This is a genomic window from Tsukamurella pseudospumae (assembly GCF_001575205.1).
Lineage (GTDB): Bacteria > Actinomycetota > Actinomycetes > Mycobacteriales > Mycobacteriaceae > Tsukamurella > Tsukamurella pseudospumae.
Map to the genome: position 1 here is coordinate 26,607 of NZ_LSRE01000005.1, position 16,606 is coordinate 43,212.

The following is a 16,606-nucleotide window of genomic DNA, read 5'->3' on the forward strand; positions in this document are numbered from 1 at the left end:
CCCCGCGGGCCGGAAGCATGGTGGACATGAGATTGCTGCCCTCCCGCACCGCTGTCGTCGACGGCACGCCGGACACCCGCGACCGTGCCCTCGACGTCGCCCGCATCGTGAGCCTGCTCGTCGTGATGTTCGGCCACTGCGTGCTCCTGCTCGCGACCATCACCCCGTCGGGCGTGTGGGTCGGCAACACCCTCGGCGCGCAACCCGCACTGCAGCCGATCACCTGGATCCTGCAGGTCATGCCGTTGTTCTTCCTCGCAGGCGCAGCCAGTAGCGCCTACGGGTCGAAGCCGGGCACGCCGTGGGGCGGGTGGCTGCTGGGGCGCGCACAGCGGCTCGCGCGACCGGCGTTCTGGTACCTGGCCTTCTGGTCGGTGACGCTGCTCGCCGTGCGCGCGGTCGCGGGGGAGTCCAGCGCGAGCCGGCTCGGGCAGGAGAGCGTCGCGCTGCTGTGGTTCGTCGGCGTGTACCTGCTGGTGCTGGCGTTCGTCCCACTGCTGATGCGCTGCGGTCGGGTCGCTCTGGCCGTGGTCGCGGTGTGCCTGCTCGTCGCGTCCGCCGGGTTCGACGGTGCGCGCCTCGCCTCCGGGTCGATCGAGTGGGGCTTCCCGAACTTCCTGGTCGTGTGGCTGATTCCCGTGGTGATCGGCGTCGCGTACGCGCGGCGGCTGATCCCGGCCCGGGTGGCGCTGGCGGTGGCGGCGCTCGCCTTCGCGGGTGCCGTGGCCGCCGTGGTGGCGGGGCCCTACGACGTGCCGCTCGTGGTCACCGGCGCCGAGACCTTCTCGAACACCACCCCGCCGACGCTGCTCCTCGGCCTGCACTGCGTGTGGGTGAGCCTGCTCTTCGTCGTCGCGGCGCCGGCGATCGGGCGGTGGGCGCGCCGCCCTCGGGTCTGGTACGCCGTGGCGGTCGGCAACGGGGGAGCGATGACGCTCTACCTCTGGCACATCCCCGCCATCGCGGTCGCGGCCGTCGGGCTGCACTACCTGGGCATCGACGCCGTCGACCCGCAGCAGTCGGGGTTCTGGGGGCTGATGGCGCTGCGGGCCGCCGTCTTCGCGGTGGTGATGTTCGCGCTGTTCCTGCTGCTCTCGCCGCTGGAGCACCGTCGTCTGCCGTGGTGGGACGCAGGGGTGACCGCTCGCGGCGCCCGCGGCGCGGTGGTCGGCGGGCTGGTGTGCGTCGCCGGGGTCGCGGTGTTGCTCATGGCGAAGGAGGGGCTCGGGTCGTCGCCGGGATGGTGGGCCGCGGCCGTGTTCGTCGGCGCCCTCGCCGGTGCGCGGGGCGCCGCCACCCCGAGTGCGGTCGGAGAGCCACGGATTCCGCAGGAAACCGACCGCGATTCCACGGCAGTTCGACGGTAGACGGGTGCACTCCCGGCGTAGCGTCAGCCCCATGGCGAGGGCGGCGCGGATCGCAGACGTGGCGGCGATCGCGCTGGCCCTGCCGCGGGTCGTCGAGATCGCCGGGTGGGGCGGCAGGCCCGCGTGGCAGGTGAGCAAGAAGGTGTTCTGCGGCAACCGATCGCCGCGGCCCGACGCCGTCGACGAGAACGGCGCGCGCCTCGAGGGCGTGATCCTCATCCGGACGCCCGACGAGTCCGACAAGCTCGCGCTGGTCCAGGCCGACGGGCCGTTCTTCACCACGCCGCACTTCGACGGCTACAACGCCGTCCTGATCCGGGCCTCGCGGCTCGGAGAGATCTCGCGCGACGAGCTGCGGGAGGTCATCGAGGACGCGTGGTCCGCGTGCGCGCCCACGACGGTCGTCCGGGCGTGGCTCGCCGAACGCGACGCCTGACCACGCGCTGTGCGCGGACCAGCGGTAATGCGATTCCTATCCCGAAACACCGTCGACTACTCTGGGCGGGTACCGTCCCACCCCCAGCGAGGAGCCCAGAGAAGTGTCGGAAGACCAGCTCGCCCCTGTCGATGACCTCAGCGAAGCGGCGCTCGACGCCTTCGCCGACGAGGCCGCGCGGGCGTTCGACGCGGCGTCCGATCTCGAGGCCCTGGGCGCCGCTCGGCTCGCGCACCTGGGCGAGAAGTCACCGCTCGCGCTGAGCAAGCGGGCGCTCGGGTCCATTCCCAAGGAGGACCGCAAGGACGCCGGCAAGCGGGTCAACGTCGCACAGGGCCGCGCTCGCGCCGCCTACGAGCAGCGCAAGACGGTGCTCGACGCCGAGCGCGATGCGGCGGTCCTCGTCTCCGAGTCGATCGACGTGACGCTGCCCTCGGCCCGCGCGCCGCAGGGTGCCCGGCACCCCGTCAGCATCATCGCGGACGAGGTCGCGGACTTCTTCGTGGGCATCGGCTGGGAGATCGCCGAGGGGCCCGAGGTCGAGACCGAGCACTTCAACTTCGACGCGCTCAACTTCCTGCCCGATCACCCGGCGCGGTCCATGCAGGACACCTTCTACGTGGCGCCCGAGGGCTCGCGGCAGGTGCTGCGGACCCACACCTCCCCGGTGCAGGTGCGCTCGATGCTCACCCGTGACGTCCCGATCTACGTCGCGTGCCCCGGCAGGACCTTCCGCACCGACGAGCTGGACGCCACCCACACCCCGGTGTTCAGCCAGGTCGAGGGCCTCGCGGTTGACAAGGGCCTGACGATGGCGCACCTGCGCGGTACCCTCGAGGCGTTCGCCAAGGCGATGTTCGGCCCCGAGACCACCACCCGCATGCGGCCGAACTACTTCCCGTTCACGGAACCGTCGGCCGAGGTGGACGTGTGGTTCCCGAACAAGAAGGGCGGCGCCGGCTGGATCGAGTGGGGCGGCTGCGGCATGGTCAACCCGAACGTGCTGCGGGCCTGCGGGATCGACCCCGAGGAGTACTCGGGCTTCGCCTTCGGCATGGGCCTCGAGCGCACCCTGCAGTTCCGCACCGGTCTGTCCGACATGCGCGACATCGTCGAGGGCGACGTCCGCTTCACCCTGCCCTTCGGCGTCCGCGGCTAGCGCCGGACCAGCCCCGCTCACCAGACTCACCCAGGAGAAGGACTTCCACCGTGCGCGTTGCACAGTCATGGCTCACCGAGATCCTCCGCCGCGACACCCCCGAGTGGGGCGTCACGGCCGACGAGCTGGACGCGGGGTTCGTGCGCGTCGGCTTCGAGGTCGAGGAGCTCGACTCGCTCGACACCGTGACGGGCCCGCTGAAGATCGGTCGCGTCGCGCACATCGAGGAGCTCACGAACTTCCGCAAGCCCATCCGGTTCTGCCAGGTCGACGTGGGCGAGGCCGAGCCGCGCGACATCGTCTGCGGCGCCCGCAACTTCGCCGAGGGCGATCTCATCGTCGCGGCGCTGCCCGGTGCCGTGCTGCCGGGCGGCTTCGCGATCGCCACCCGCCAGACCTACGACCACACCTCCGACGGCATGATCTGCTCGGTCTCCGAGCTCGGCCTCGGCAGCGACCACTCCGGCATCCTCGTGCTGCCCGCGGGCACCGCGCAGCCCGGCGACGACGCCAAGGCCGTCCTCGGCATGGACGACACCGTCATCGAGCTCAACGTGACGCCCGACCGCGGCTACGCCTTCTCCGTCCGCGGCCTCGCCCGCGAGCTCGCCTGCGGCTACGACCTGCCGTTCACCGACATCACCACCCCGTCGGCGGAGTCCGGGACCGGGCGGGGCGGGGTCGACATCACCGTCGAGCCCGAGTCGGGTTGCACCCGTTTCACCGCGCTGCGCGTTGAGGGCATCGACCCGAAGGCCGTGAGCCCGTGGTGGCTGCAGCGTCGCCTGCTCACCTCCGGCGTGCGTCCGATCAGCGCCGCGGTCGACGTGACCAACTACCTGATGCTGCTCACCGGGCAGCCGCTGCACGCCTTCGACGCGGACCTCGTCCGGGGCGGCCTGACGGTGCGCGCGTCGCGCCCGGGCGAGACCCTCGAGACCATCGACCACGTGACCCGCAAGCTCGATCCGGAGGACGCGGTCATCGTCGACGACTCCGGGCCGGTCTCCCTCGCGGGCGTGATGGGCGGCGCGACCACCGAGGTCGGCGACGAGACCGTGAACGTCATCCTCGAGGGCGCGGTCTGGAACCCGGTCAAGGTGTTCCGCACCGGCAAGCGGCACAAGCTCAGCTCGGACGCCGCCAAGCGGTACGAGCGCACCGTCGACCCCGCGATCTCCGTGTGGACCGTCCGGGAGGCCGCGCGCCTGCTGACCGAGATCGCCGGCGGCACCGTCGTCGGGGAGATCACGGACCTGGGCTCCTACGACGAGCGCCCGCAGATCACCATCGCCGCGGACCGTCCGGACCGGGTCGCCGGCATCACGTACGCCCCGGGCACGACGGTGCGCCGCCTCACCCAGATCGGCTGTACCGTCCAGGGCGAGAGCAGCCTGACGGTGACCCCGCCCACCTGGCGCCCCGACCTGAACATGGTCGCCGACCTGGTCGAGGAGGTGCTGCGCCTCGAGGGATTGGAGCAGATCCCGCCGGTGCTCCCCGCCGCGCCGGGCGGGCGCGGGCTCAGCGCGCGCCAGCGTCGCCGCCGCGTCGTGAGCCGCTCGCTCGCGCACACCGGCCACGTCGAGGTGCTGACCAGTCCGTTCCTGCCGGCCGACGTCTTCGACACGTGGGGGCTCGACGCCGGCGATCCGCGCCGGAACACGACGAAGGTGCTCAACCCGCTGGAGTCGGACCGACCGGCACTCGCGACGACGCTGCTCCCGGGCCTGCTGGAGATCCTGGCGCGCAACGTCTCCCGCGGCCAGCGCGACCTCGCGCTGTACACGATCGCCGAGGTCGTGCTGCCCACCGACAACACGGTGGCGGTCGACCCGATCCCCGTCGACCGGCGGCCCACACCGGAACAGGTGGCGGAGCTGGACGGCTCGCTGCCGGTCCAGCCCGAGCACATCGCGCTCGTCTTCACCGGGCTCCGCGGCACGTCCGGCCCCTGGGGCGCCGCGCGGCCCGCGGACGCCACCGACGCGTTCGAGGCCGTCCGCGAGATCGGCCGCGCGAGCAATGTCGAGCTGACCCTGCGGGCCGCGCAGTTCGCGCCCTTCCACCCCGGACGGTGCGCCGAGGTCCTCGTCGGCGACACGGTCGTGGGCCACGCGGGCGAGCTGCACCCCGCGGTGCTCGAGCGCGCCGGGCTCCCGGCGCGCACCTGCGCCGTCGAGCTCGACCTGGACGCGATCCCGCTCGTGGAGAACCTGCCGGCCCCCGTCGTCTCGCCGTTCCCGGCGGTGCTGCAGGACGTGGCCGTGGTCGTCGATGCGGCGGTCCCGGCGGAGGCCGTGCGGTCCGCCCTGGCCGACGGTGCCGGCGAACTCCTCGAGGCGATCTCGCTGTTCGACGTCTTCACCGGCGCGCAGGTGGGCGAGGGCCGCAAGTCGATGGCCTTCTCGCTGCGCTTCCGCGCGGGCGACCGCACGCTCACCGAGGACGAGGCGTCCGCCGCCCGCGACGCCGCGGTCGCGCGCGCGGCCGACGCGGTGGGCGCCGTCCTGCGCTGATCCTCACCCGGACATGGAACCGGCCCCGGCGGTGCACGTGCTACCGCCGGGGCCGGAGTATCTGAGGTGACTAGCTGGTGTGATGGACCTCGGCCAGCTGGTACACGGGGGTGTCGATGCCCTCGTAGCGGGCCTTGAGCTGCAGGGCCAGGTACAGCGAGTAGTGCCGCGACTGATGCAGGTTGCCGCCCATCATCCAGAGGCCGGGCACCTGGGTGGGCTTCCACATGTTGCGCTGCTCGCCCTCCCACGGGCCCGGGTCCTTGGTGGTGGCGGAACCGAGTCCCCAGCACTTGCCCAGCTTGTCGGCCGTGTCCTGGCCCATGAGGTCGGCGGCCCAGCCGTTCATCGAGCCGTAGCCCGTGGCGTAGACGACGAGGTCGGCGGGGAGCTCGGTGCCGTCCTTGAGCACGACGCTGTTCTCGGTCAGGCGGTCGACCTGCCCCTTGGCCAGCTTGATCGAGCCGTCGATGATGAGCCCGGCCGCGCCGACGTCGATGTAGTAGCCCGAGCCGCGGCGCAGGTACTTCATGAACAGGCCCGAGTCGTCGTCGCCGAAGTCCAGCTCGTAGCCGGCGGCCTCGAGGCCCTTGTAGAAGTCGGCGTCGATCTCCCGGACCTTGTCGTAGATCGGCTTCTGGAACTCGTTCATGATCTTGTAGGGCAGCGAGGCGAAGATCATGTCGGCCTTGTCGGTGGTCACGCCGTTCGCGACCGCGCGCTCGCTGTACAGGTCGCCCAGGCCGTGCTCCATGAGCGACTCGGACTTGATGATGTGCGTCGAGCTGCGCTGCACCATGGTGACCTCGGCGCCGGCCTCGATGAGGGCCTTGCTGATGTCGAGCGCGGAGTTGTTCGCGCCGATGATCACGACCTTCTTGCCCGCGTAGGCATCGGGACCCGGGTGCTTGCTCGAGTGGTGCTGCTCGCCCTGGAAGACGTCCATACCCGGGAAGTCGGGGATGTTCGGCTTGCCCGACATGCCGGTCGCGAGCACGAGCTGCTTCGGGTGCAGGGTCAGCTTCTCGCCGTCCTTGTTCACCTCGACGGTCCACTCGCCCTTCGCCTCGTCGTACGACGCGGACAGCGCCTCGGTGCGCGACCAGTACGGCACCTCCATGACGCGCGTGTACATCTCGAGCCAGTCGCCGATCTTGTCCTTGGGCGCGAAGACGGGCCAGTTGGCCGGGAAGGGCAGGTAGGGGAGGTGGTCGTACCAGACCGGGTCGTGCAGGCAGAGCGACTTGTAGCGGCCGCGCCACTGATCGCCGGGGCGGTCGTACTTGTCGACCACGAGCGCGGGCACGCCGAGCTGGCGCAGGCGGGCGCCGAGGGCGATGCCGCCCTGGCCGCCGCCGATGACGAGGGTGTCGGGCTGGACGGTGCGGCCCAGCTCGGCATCCTCGCGCTCGCGGCGCTCGGCCCAGGTGGGTGCCTCCACATGGGCACCGTGGACGGCGCCCATCGGGCGGCGCACGCCGAAGGACTCCTCGTGGCCCTTGAGCTCGCGCAGGGTGGTGAGCAGCGTCCAGGCGCGGTCGACGCCGTCCTCGCCCTCCCGGATCCGCAGGTGGCCCTTGCCCCGGCCGACGCCGGTCTCGAAGCCGATGAAGGCCTCCGCGACCTCGTCGCCGGACGCCGGGTCCGTGGCGACGAAGCCGCTGGGCGCCGCGTCGTCGAGCCGTGCGGAGAGCATCGCGCGGATCTGGTCGCGTCCCTCACTGGTGTTCAGGTTCCAGGTGAAGGACACCAGGTCGCGCCAGAAGGCGCCGGGCTCGAACAGCTCGGTGACGGCGTCGACGTCGCGCGCCGTGAGCGCGGCCTCGAACCGCTGCAGCCAGGCGTCGATCCGCTGCTGGGGATCGGCGGCGGTGGTCTGTTCGGCATCCGCGATAGCGGTCATGTCTGCTCCTTCGAGTCGGGACTGGAGGTCGTGCTGTGGTGTGAATCACACGCCCGGCGCAAGGGGTGCGGCAAGGGTTGCGTGCCGTTGCAGATGTGACGACGCGGGCGACGAATGTGGGGGCGTGGCCGTCGCGAAGTGTGAGTTGAGGCACAATCGAGGGGTGGGACAGACGGTCGAGCCCGCGGTGGCTCTCGGCGACGATCCGCGCAGCTATGCGCGGCTGCTCGCCCAGGTCTACGACGCGACGATGTCGGGCGAGCGTCCGCCCGCCCGCCCGCGCGAGGTGATCGGTGACTCGTGGGATCGGGTGCGGGCCGCGGGCCTGCGGCCCGACGACGACGCCGGACCGGCGATCCACGCCGCCGACCTGGCCCGATTGCGCCGCGAGTCCGGCCTCGCCGGAATGATCGAGGAATTCACCAGCGGGCTCGCCCCGCTCACCGAGGCCGGCTCGAGCATCCTCGTGGTGGCCGACGCCGAGGGCACCATCCTGTGGCGCGGCGGACCGTCGCGCGTACTGCGCCAGGCCGACAACCTCGGTTTCATCGAGGGCGCGGCGTGGTCCGAGAGCGACGTCGGGACGAACGCGATCGGCACCGCCCTCGCGGCGCGCAGCGCCGTCCAGACCTTCTCCGCGGAGCACTTCGCCCGCAGCCAGCACCCGTGGACCTGCTCAGCGGCGCCGATCCGCGACCGGCGCACCGGCAAGCTGCTCGGCGTCGTCGACGTGAGCGGCCCGGCGTCCACGGTGCACCCGACCACCCTGGCCCTGGTGGCCACCGTCGCGCGGCTGGCCGAGTCCCGCCTGCACGAATCCCATCTCGCGGGGCTGGATCAGCTGCGCACCGTCGCGGCCCCGCTGCTCGCCGGGATGCCCGGGCCTGGCCTCGTCGTGGATCCGCACGGCTGGGTCGCCGCCGTCGGGCAGCTCTCGCCGCGGGCGCGGGTCACCCTGCCCGACGTGATGGACGGCTCGCACCTGTGGCTGCCGGAGCTGGGGGAGTGCGCCGTCGAGCCGCTCCCCGGCGGGTGGCTGCTGCGGCCCGTCGACAGGGCGGCCGGCCCGGAGCGCACCCGGGTCACCGTCGACCTGCGCGCCGATCGGTCGCCGGAGGTCAGCGTCGTGGGCTCCGGTGGGCAGTGGCGGCACCAGCTCACGCCCCGGCACGCGCAGATCCTCGAACTCCTGGCCGACGGCGCGGGGCACACCGCGGCGCAGCTCGCGTCCTCGCTCTTCGGCGACGGCTCGCGGGTGGTGACGGTGCGCGCGGAGATCTCGCGGCTGCGTCGCGTGCTGTCCGGACTCATCGCCGCGCAGCCCTACCGCTTCGCCGACGGGGTGTCGGTCGAGGTGCTGCGCTGACCTCCGTCGACCACCTCCGCAGTCCGATCGATTCGAAGCCGACCACGTAGAGCAGCGTCCACAGCACCATCCAGTCGAGGAAGCCCAGCGCGTTGCCGTGGATCCCGGTCGCTGCGGCGGGTTCGTGCAGGACGTTCTGGGCGGCGAATCGGTAGTAGAGCAGGAAGGTCGCGACGGCGAGGGCGAACGTGATCGCCGTGCGCGCGGCGTGATTCGCCACCGTGCCCAGTGATGTGGGCAGATTCGCGAACGCGTTCGCCCAGAAGATCATCCAGAACGCCCAACAGACACCGAGCTGCGCCGGGAACTGGTGGATCGCCGGCCCGAGTTCGGCCGTCGCGGCGGAGCCGATGAGGAGTTTCGTCAGCGGGAGGAAGGCGTAGTAGAGGGCCGTGCCCGCGAGCACGTTCCCGACGGTGGAGATCGCGGCGACCCGGCCCGGTCGGTCGCCGCCCAGGAACTGCCACGGCTGGTTGTCCAGACACTGTCCGGTGAGGATCACGATGACCACGATCGAATAGAACCAACCGAGCACCGTGTCACCGGACATCAGCGGGTCGTGCGCCGTGGTCGAGAAGGCGGGCAGGCCGATCACGAGGTAGAGCGCGAGAGTCGGTATCGCGATCACCACGATCTCGCACAGGCCGGCCAGCGGTTGCCGCAGTCCCAGCTGCGGCCACGGCCAGTGCCGCCAGTTCAGCACCGACATGACCCACGTCCCGAAGCCGAAGAGCACGAACAGGGCTCCGGCGAAGTATCCGAGTCCGCCGGGCCGGTCCGCGGCGAAGTCGGCGTTCCGCGCGCCGAGGCCCAGCGCCAGCACCGCCGTCACGGCGATGCCGAAGAGGAAGGTTGCGGCCAGCAGCGCCAGTCCGCGCGCAGGCCGGCGCAGTCGGTCGAATCCCGTGAACTCGCAGACGAATCCCGCGAAAACGATGAACAGGATCCCCCAGAACAGTGCCGCGTTGAACGGGAGTGGGTAGAAGTGCCACGGACTCGTGGTCGGATCGGCCAACAGGTACCAGGAGGCGAGTGCGAGGCACGTCACCACCACGAGGTTCGCGACGCCGAACAGTGCTGTGCGGGGTGGCCCGGCCGGGTCGGATCGGCGTGGAGTGCGTGGTGTGGGGTCGGTTGTCGTCATGCGCTTCAGGTCACTCCGTCACGCGGCTGGGGCGAGAGGTTGCGTCCGGTTGGTGTCGTTCCCGGGCGGATGCAACCGTCGGCAACCTTGGTCGACGTGACCTGAGTCACATATACCGGGGTGTGGCGGGACTCCGCCGAAAACGGGTATCGAAGGAGCGTGGGATGAACGACGTGCGTGTGGCGCTGGTGACGGGGGCCGGCAGGGGGATCGGCGCGGGGATCGCCCGGCGGTTGGCCGCGGACGGATTCGATCTGGCCCTCGTGGACCTGACCGCCGACGGGATCGACGCCGTGGCGAGCGAGATCCGGGACGCGGGCCGCCGCGCCGTCACCGTCACCGCCGATGTCACGGACCGTGCTGCCGTCTTCGCCGCCGTCGATGCCGCGGCGGCAGAGCTCGGCGGCCTCGACGTGGTGGTGAACAACGCCGGAATCGCGCTCGTGGGCACCATCGCCGAGGCCACGGAGGCCGAGGTCGCGCGGCTGTGGTCGGTCAACGTCAACGGCGTCCTCTGGGGCATCCAGGCGGCGACCGCGGCGTTCCGCGCGCAGGATCGGACCGAGGGGCGGGTACGGAAGATCATCAACGCCTCGTCGATCGCCGGACACGACGGTTTCGCCATGCTGGGCCCGTACAGCGCGACCAAGTTCGCCGTCCGCGCGCTCACGCAGGCGGCGGCCCGAGAACTGGCGAGCGAGGGCATCACCGTCAACGCGTACTGTCCGGGCGTGGTCGGCACCGACATGTGGGTCGAGATCGACCGCAGGTTCGCGGAACTGACCGGCGCCGCGGTCGGCGAGACCTACGACAAGTTCGTCGGCGGCATCGCGCTCGGCCGGGCGCAGACCCCGGACGACGTCGCGGCGTTCGTCTCCTACCTGGCCGGCCCCGATTCCGACTACATGACGGGCCAGGCGGGCCTCATCGATGGCGGGCTCGTGTTCCGGTGACATCGACGACGCTGACGCGCGGGCGTGCACCCCGGACACGTCGTCGTGTCTGAGCCCGCAATGGCCTTCGGCGAGGATCCGCGGCAGTACGCCCGGCTCCTCGCCGCGGTCTACGACGCCACGATGTCGGGATCGCGGCCGCCGGCACGTCCGCGGGACGTGGTCGGCGAATCGTGGCTGCGGGTCCGTGCTGCGGGCGTCGTGCCCGACGCGGACGGCCCGAGGAGCGTGCTCGACACTCTCGCCGTCGAGCGGCGACGCGAGGCTTCGGGCCTCCGCGCCGTCGTCGACGACCTGGCCGCGGGGCTCTCGTCACTGACGGCCGACGGCGACAACATCCTCGTGATCGCCGATCGGGACGGCACGGTGCTCTGGCGCAGCGGTTCGTCGCGAGTGCTCTCCCATGCCGACCGTCTCGGGTTCGTCCAGGGGGCGCAGTGGGGTGAGAAGGAGGTCGGCACGAATGCGATCGGCACCGCGCTCGCCGCGCGCGGACCCGTCCAGATCTTCTCCGCGGAGCACTACGCACGGAGCCACCACGGATGGACCTGCACGGGCGCGCCGATCCGCGACCCGCGCACCGGGCACATCCTCGGGGTGGTGGACGTGTCGGGACCCGCGGCGACGGTGCACCCGACGACCCTCGCGCTGGTCGCCGCCGTCGCCGGGCTCGCGGAGTCCCGTCTGCGTGCGGACCACCTCCTCAAGCTCGACAGGCTGCGGACGGTGGCGGCGCCGATGATCGCCGCGATGTCGGGTCCGCGTCTCGCGGTCGACGCCGAGGGCTGGGTCGTGGCGGTCGGCGACCTCGCGCCCCGATCACGGATCACCTTGCCCCAACCGATCACGGGTCCCTCGGTGTGGCTCCCCGAGCTGGGGGAATGTGTCGTCGACCGGTTCCCCGGTGGTTGGCTGATCCAGCCGGGCGGGGAGCGCGTCGTGTCGAGTGCCGGGGTCCGCGTCGTCATCGACGTGCGCCCGGGGAGGGACCCCGAGGTCGTGGTCACCGGTTCCACCGGGACGTGGCGCCGCCTTCTCCCGCCTCGGCACGCCCAGATCCTGGCGCTGATCGCGCGTGCGGGCGAGGGGCGCTCGGCCGCGCAGATCTCCGAGGCCCTCTTCGGCGATCCCGGCCGCGTCGTGACGGTCCGGGCGGAGATCTCGCGCCTGCGCCGGAGCGTGGCGGGACTCATCGTCGCGAGGCCGTACCGCTTCGCCGACGGGGTGTCCGTCGAGTTGCTGCGCTGACCGCACGCCCCCGCTACCGTGGGGCCATGGCAGACGCGACCTCGCCCGAGCCGGAAGTCTTCCCCGAGGACTGGTCCACCGCCCTGGTGCTGGTGGCGCACCCCGACGACCCGGAGTACGGGATGGCGGCGGCGGTCGCGAGGTGGACCTCGCAGGGCAAGACGGTGATCTACGGCCTCGCCACGTCCGGCGAGGAGGGGATCGAGGGGATGTCCCCCGGCACCGCGGGCCCGGTGCGCGAGGAGGAGCAACGACGGTCCGCCGCGGTCGTCGGAGTCGACGAGGTGCGGTTCTGGGGCTACCCCGATTCGGAGGTGCGCAACACCTCGGAGCTGCGGGATTCGATCGCGAAGTCCCTCACCCGGTACTCACCCGACATCGTGATCACGCTGTGGGGCGGCCCCACCTGGGGCAACGGCGTGCCGAACCAGTCCGACCACATGGAGTTCACCCGTGCAGTGGCGGAAGCGGTGGCGGACAAGGACGTCCGGGCGTTCCAGACCGCACCGGAGCCCACGCTGATCGTCGACGTGTCCGGCTTCGTCGAGCGCGCGGTGGAGTCGCTCGCCGAGCACCGTCAGTACCTGTCCGTTCTCGACCCGACGACGCCCGTCATCGAGCAGGCCCGGGCGCAGGTCGCCTCTGCCACCGAGCCGCGCGGCGGTTTCCGGCACGCGGTGGGCTTCCGGCCGCTGGGCTGAGTGCGCGGGGCGTGCTCCAGCGGGCGGTGGCCGGTGCGCCCCGGCGCTGTGCAAGGCTCGTCCGTGATCCGGCTCGAGAAGTGGAAGAGGTTCTGCGTGAACGACGATGCAGTGGGTGACGGCTCGGGCCTGGGCTTCGAGCGCGACGAGCGCGGGGTGGCGACGATCGTGCTGCGGCGACCGGACGCCGCGAACGCGCTGGACCAGCCCCTCGCCGATGCGCTGGTGACGGTGACCGCGCGGATCGCCGCGGATCCGGACGTGCGGGTCGTCGTGCTGCGCGCCGAGGGGCGGTTCTTCTGCGCGGGCGGCGATGTCAAGGCGATGGTGGCGGCCGACGACCGCCCCGCGATGCTCGATCACCTGGCGGACACGATCCATCGGTCGCTCGCGGTGCTGGACGGGCTCGCGGTGCCCGTGGTGGCGGCGATCCAGGGACCGGTCGCGGGCGGTGGACTGGGGCTGGTACTCGCTGCCGACATCGCGATCGCGGCCGACTCGGCGCACTTCTCGACCGCGTACACCGGTGTCGGACTCAGCCCGGACTGCGGGGTCTCGGCGCTGCTGCCGAAGGCCGTGGGCTTCCGGCGGGCGATGCGGATGCTCCTGCACGGCGACCGGATCGACGCCGCGACCGCGGCGGACTGGGGTCTGATCGACCTGGCGGTGCCGGCGGACGGACTGGAGTCCGCCGTGACCGCGGAGGTGGAGCGGATGCTCGCGGGCCCGCACCCCGGGCTCGGTGAGGCGCGGCGGCTGGTGCGGGCGTCGTACGCCCGGGGCTACGCGGACCAGCTCGACGACGAGCGGCGGACCATCGCGCGGATGGGCGGCACCGAGGCCGCGGCCTCGCGGCTCGCCCGATTCGCCTGAGCCGTCCCCGCTCCCGGCGGGCGCGGCTCAGCCGAGGTGGAAGGCCTGCGTGATGTGGTTGCCGCGCCGGTGGTCTCCCACCAGGCTGGGGCGGCCGCGCCCCATCTTCACGAGCATGGTGCGGTTCTCCACGCGCGGCGCGAAGCCGTCGAGGACGCGGTTGACGGTGCCGCGCACGCCGCCCTGGCGGCGCGGCAGGGACAGCGGCTGCGTCAGGGCCGTGGGGTCGTTCCGGTGATCGTTGCGCATGTGAGGTCTTTCGGGTCGGCGATGCGGTTCGTTACTGCTACCGAGGATGCCGACGATGCCTGTTCCCGGGCTGGCGGGATCCTGTGGGAGTTCCAAGGAAAGCGACGATGCGTCAGCGGCCGCGCGGCAGGAGCGCCAGCCGGGCCGCGGACATGAGGGCCTCGTCCTTCGACGTGGCGCCCAACTTCCGGTAGAGCGATCGCAGCTGGGTCTTCACCGTGTTGGTCGACACCCCGAGCGCCGCGGCCATGTCGGCGCGGTTGTCGTGGTCGATCAGCGCGCGGAGGACCTGGTACTCGCGCGGGGTCAGTCGCGGCCGCGGCGTCGACGGTGCGCCGAGCGGCAGGCCGTCGAGCCGAGCCGTGAAGGCCGACCGCGCGGACTCCGGGAGCCGGTCGCGGACGGCGTCCACGACGGTGACCGGCACGCCGGTGAACGCGCGTCGGTTGCCGGGGTTCGCGGCGAGGTCGGCCGTGCGGTGCGCCAGCTCGTCGGACACGTCTCCCGCGAGGCTCTCCCGCCACGCCGCCAGCAGGGTGACCTCGGCCCACTGGGCGGGGCTGAGCTCGGCGGCGGTCAGCGCGGCCTGGCGGGCGTGGGCCCGGACCGGGTCGGCTTCGTGCAGGGCCAAGCGGATCTCCGCCGTCCTGGTGAGCGTGCCGTGTACCGTCGCAGCCTCGAGCGCGCGCCGGGCGGCGTTCACCTCGCCGAGCGCGAGGTGCGCCGTGATCCGGAGAGCGGTCGCCGCGTCGGACGCGAACGTGCCCGCCCGGACGTCGTGGCTCACGGTGCTCATCGCGATCGCGTCGAGGGCGTCGCCCGCGCGTCCGTCCGCGAGCGCGTGGGACGCCCTTGCGTACATCACGAACGGCCACACCACGTCCGCGGTGTCGAGCGCTTCCAGCAGTGCGACGGAGCGGTCCCGCTCCGGCCGCATGCGAGCGATGTCGATGAGGGCGGCCGCGGTCCGCTCCGTTCCCAGCGCGGCGTCCGCATAGGCGGGGCCGGGTAGCGGGAGGGCCGTGGCGGTGTCCAGGGCGCGTTGCGCATCGTCGACGGCGCCCCGGACCGCATGGGTGAGAGCTGCCCGGCCGGCGGCCGACCGGACGGCGTCGGCGGAGCCGATGACCTCGCCGATCTGGCGCGCCGTGCCGAACTCGCGCAGGGCCGCCACCGTCTGGCCGGCCATGAGGTGGGTCGTGCCGATCTGGTGGCGGAAGAACCACGAAGGATCGTCGGCGGCGGGAACGTCGAAGGGACCCTCGGTGCGCAGGCGGGCGACCAGCTGCTGCGCGTAGCCGAGCGCGGCACCGATATCGCCGCTCATCCGGCTCCCGATCATCTGCATCGTGAGGATGAGCGACTCCTCGTACCCCACGCGCCGGTACCGGTTGAGGGAGTGCACCGTGAAGGGCCTCGTCGACCTCGCGAACACCGGCGCGAGCGGGTGGACCAGTTGCAGGACGGGGTGCCGGCCGACCGTCCCGCCGGGCAGCGGCGTGATCGCGGCGAGCAGCGCGGGGTAGGCGGTGTTGAAGAGCGGCCAGATGTGTCGGGTGGCGACCGCCGCGATGCGATCCGGGTCGCCCGAGCGCACGGCCTCCGCGAGGAGTTCCGACGGTCCGCCGCTGTCCTGCTCGGCCTTCATCGCCCCCCTCGTCGTCGCCGCGCGCGGCGGCATCGGAGTTCACGATAACGCAAGTCCGCGGCCCCGCCGGACGGTCGACCCGACATCGACCGGAGGGTGAAACCGCGGGTGATGTCACCGGTGAAGGGCTGCGCGCGTGATGCCCGGCGGCGTCATACTTCTGTTCGACCACAGGAGGATTCCTCGCCATGAGCCAGCCGCTCGCCTTCACGAACGCAACTTTGATCACGGGTGACCGCGACGGGACGGTCCTTCACGATCGCACAGTCATCGTCGGCGTCGACGGACGGATCGCCACCGTCGGGCCCGCCGTCGAGACGTCCGTGCCCGACGGTGCCCGCGTCGTCGACGCGCGCGGCCGATTCGTCATGCCGGGGCTGATCAACGCCCACGCGCACCTGTTCTCGGACGGTCGGCCGATCCCGAAGATCCTCACCAGCGAGCGCGCCGAGAAGCTCGTCGCCCTGTTCGCGCACAGCCCCTTCGGGCACCGCTGGCTCGACGGGCGCACCAAGCGCGCCATCCTGACCCAGATGAACACCGGCGTCACCACGATCCGCAGCCTCGGCGAGCCCGGCTACGAGGTGGTGCGCGCCGCCGCGGCGATCGAGCGCGGTGACTACCTCGGGCCGCGGCTGATCCCGTCGGGGCCGCTGCTGGCGATTCCGGAGGGGCACGGCGCCCCACAGATAGCTCTGATCTGCGCCGATGCCGACGCCACGCGCCGCAACACGCGCCAGAACCTGGACAACGGGGTCCGGGCGATGAAGATCTCGGCGACGGGCGGCGTGACCGACGCCAAGGCGATCGGCCACGCCGGAACGCCCGAGATGTCCGAGACGAACATGCGCATCGTCTGCGAGGAGGCGCACGCGGCGGGAATCCTCGTCGCCGCGCACGCGCAGAGCGAGGACGGCATCCTGGCGGCGCTGCGCGCGGGTGTCGACACGATCGAGCACGGCGCGGCGATGAGCGAGGAGGTGATCGCGTTGTTCAAGGACAACCCGAACTCGCTGCGCGGACACTCGTCCTGATCCCGA

General features: G+C 72.1%; 14 protein-coding genes. 10 read left to right on the top strand and 4 right to left on the bottom strand.

The window, feature by feature from the left end; all coding sequences use genetic code 11:
- Positions 1-17: 17 nt before the first annotated feature.
- The 4 genes from AXK61_RS04480 to pheT all read left to right on the top strand — a co-directional run bounded on the left by AXK61_RS04480 (position 18) and on the right by pheT (position 5,481).
- On the top strand, positions 18-1,367 hold the full coding sequence (locus AXK61_RS04480) for an acyltransferase family protein (protein WP_068744075.1): 1,350 nt from the start codon (positions 18-20) through the stop codon (positions 1,365-1,367).
- A gap of 31 nt (positions 1,368-1,398) precedes the next feature.
- Positions 1,399-1,803, top strand: a complete 405-nt coding sequence (locus AXK61_RS04485) for an MmcQ/YjbR family DNA-binding protein (protein ID WP_068570008.1) — start codon at positions 1,399-1,401, stop codon at positions 1,801-1,803.
- A 103-nt stretch (positions 1,804-1,906) separates the two neighbouring features.
- Positions 1,907-2,962, top strand: a complete 1,056-nt coding sequence (gene pheS, locus AXK61_RS04490; protein WP_068570007.1) for a phenylalanine--tRNA ligase subunit alpha — start codon at positions 1,907-1,909, stop codon at positions 2,960-2,962.
- Positions 2,963-3,012: 50 nt separating this feature from the next.
- Positions 3,013-5,481: a phenylalanine--tRNA ligase subunit beta gene (gene pheT / locus AXK61_RS04495; RefSeq protein ID WP_068744076.1), complete on the top strand. Its 2,469-nt coding sequence runs from the start codon at positions 3,013-3,015 to the stop codon at positions 5,479-5,481.
- Positions 5,482-5,551: 70 nt separating this feature from the next.
- Here pheT and AXK61_RS04500 read toward each other — a convergent pair whose 3' ends face one another.
- Positions 5,552-7,384 carry an NAD(P)/FAD-dependent oxidoreductase gene (locus AXK61_RS04500; protein ID WP_068570005.1) on the bottom strand — a complete coding sequence of 611 codons (1,833 nt, stop codon included), beginning with the start codon at positions 7,382-7,384 and terminating at the stop codon, positions 5,552-5,554.
- A 163-nt stretch (positions 7,385-7,547) separates the two neighbouring features.
- Between AXK61_RS04500 and AXK61_RS04505 the strand changes: the two genes are divergently transcribed.
- Positions 7,548-8,750 carry a helix-turn-helix domain-containing protein gene (locus tag AXK61_RS04505; protein ID WP_068570004.1) on the top strand — a complete coding sequence of 401 codons (1,203 nt, stop codon included), beginning with the start codon at positions 7,548-7,550 and terminating at the stop codon, positions 8,748-8,750.
- On the opposite strand, the gene AXK61_RS04510 is transcribed toward AXK61_RS04505, so the two are convergent.
- Positions 8,692-9,894 (bottom strand): hypothetical protein, encoded by a 1,203-nt coding sequence (locus AXK61_RS04510; RefSeq protein ID WP_068744078.1) that lies wholly within the window; start codon positions 9,892-9,894, stop codon positions 8,692-8,694. The two genes, AXK61_RS04505 and AXK61_RS04510, sit on opposite strands and share 59 nt — an antisense overlap.
- 164 nt (positions 9,895-10,058) lie before the next feature.
- Here AXK61_RS04510 and AXK61_RS04515 point away from each other — a divergent pair, with 164 nt between their 5' ends.
- The 4 genes from AXK61_RS04515 to AXK61_RS04530 all read left to right on the top strand — a co-directional run bounded on the left by AXK61_RS04515 (position 10,059) and on the right by AXK61_RS04530 (position 13,669).
- Positions 10,059-10,847 (top strand): acetoin reductase, encoded by a 789-nt coding sequence (locus tag AXK61_RS04515; protein WP_068570003.1) that lies wholly within the window; start codon positions 10,059-10,061, stop codon positions 10,845-10,847.
- Positions 10,848-10,892: 45 nt separating this feature from the next.
- Entirely contained in the window at positions 10,893-12,095 is a 1,203-nt protein-coding gene (locus AXK61_RS04520; RefSeq protein WP_231855428.1) for a helix-turn-helix domain-containing protein, read from the top strand.
- Between the two features lie 26 nt (positions 12,096-12,121).
- Positions 12,122-12,796, top strand: a complete 675-nt coding sequence (locus AXK61_RS04525; protein WP_068570001.1) for a PIG-L deacetylase family protein — start codon at positions 12,122-12,124, stop codon at positions 12,794-12,796.
- A gap of 96 nt (positions 12,797-12,892) precedes the next feature.
- Positions 12,893-13,669, top strand: coding sequence for an enoyl-CoA hydratase/isomerase family protein (locus tag AXK61_RS04530; protein ID WP_231855429.1), 777 nt, complete (start codon positions 12,893-12,895; stop codon positions 13,667-13,669).
- Positions 13,670-13,696: 27 nt separating this feature from the next.
- Here AXK61_RS04530 and AXK61_RS04535 read toward each other — a convergent pair whose 3' ends face one another.
- Together AXK61_RS04535 and AXK61_RS04540 are read right to left on the bottom strand one after the other, a co-directional pair.
- Positions 13,697-13,918 (bottom strand): hypothetical protein, encoded by a 222-nt coding sequence (locus AXK61_RS04535; RefSeq protein ID WP_068744080.1) that lies wholly within the window; start codon positions 13,916-13,918, stop codon positions 13,697-13,699.
- A 112-nt stretch (positions 13,919-14,030) separates the two neighbouring features.
- A complete protein-coding gene (locus AXK61_RS04540) occupies positions 14,031-15,566 on the bottom strand; it encodes a helix-turn-helix domain-containing protein (protein ID WP_068569999.1) in 1,536 nt (511 codons plus the stop codon).
- Between the two features lie 188 nt (positions 15,567-15,754).
- Between AXK61_RS04540 and AXK61_RS25860 the strand changes: the two genes are divergently transcribed.
- Complete coding sequence (locus tag AXK61_RS25860; protein ID WP_269451153.1) at positions 15,755-16,600, top strand: amidohydrolase family protein; 846 nt, start codon at positions 15,755-15,757, stop codon at positions 16,598-16,600.
- Positions 16,601-16,606 lie beyond the last annotated feature (6 nt).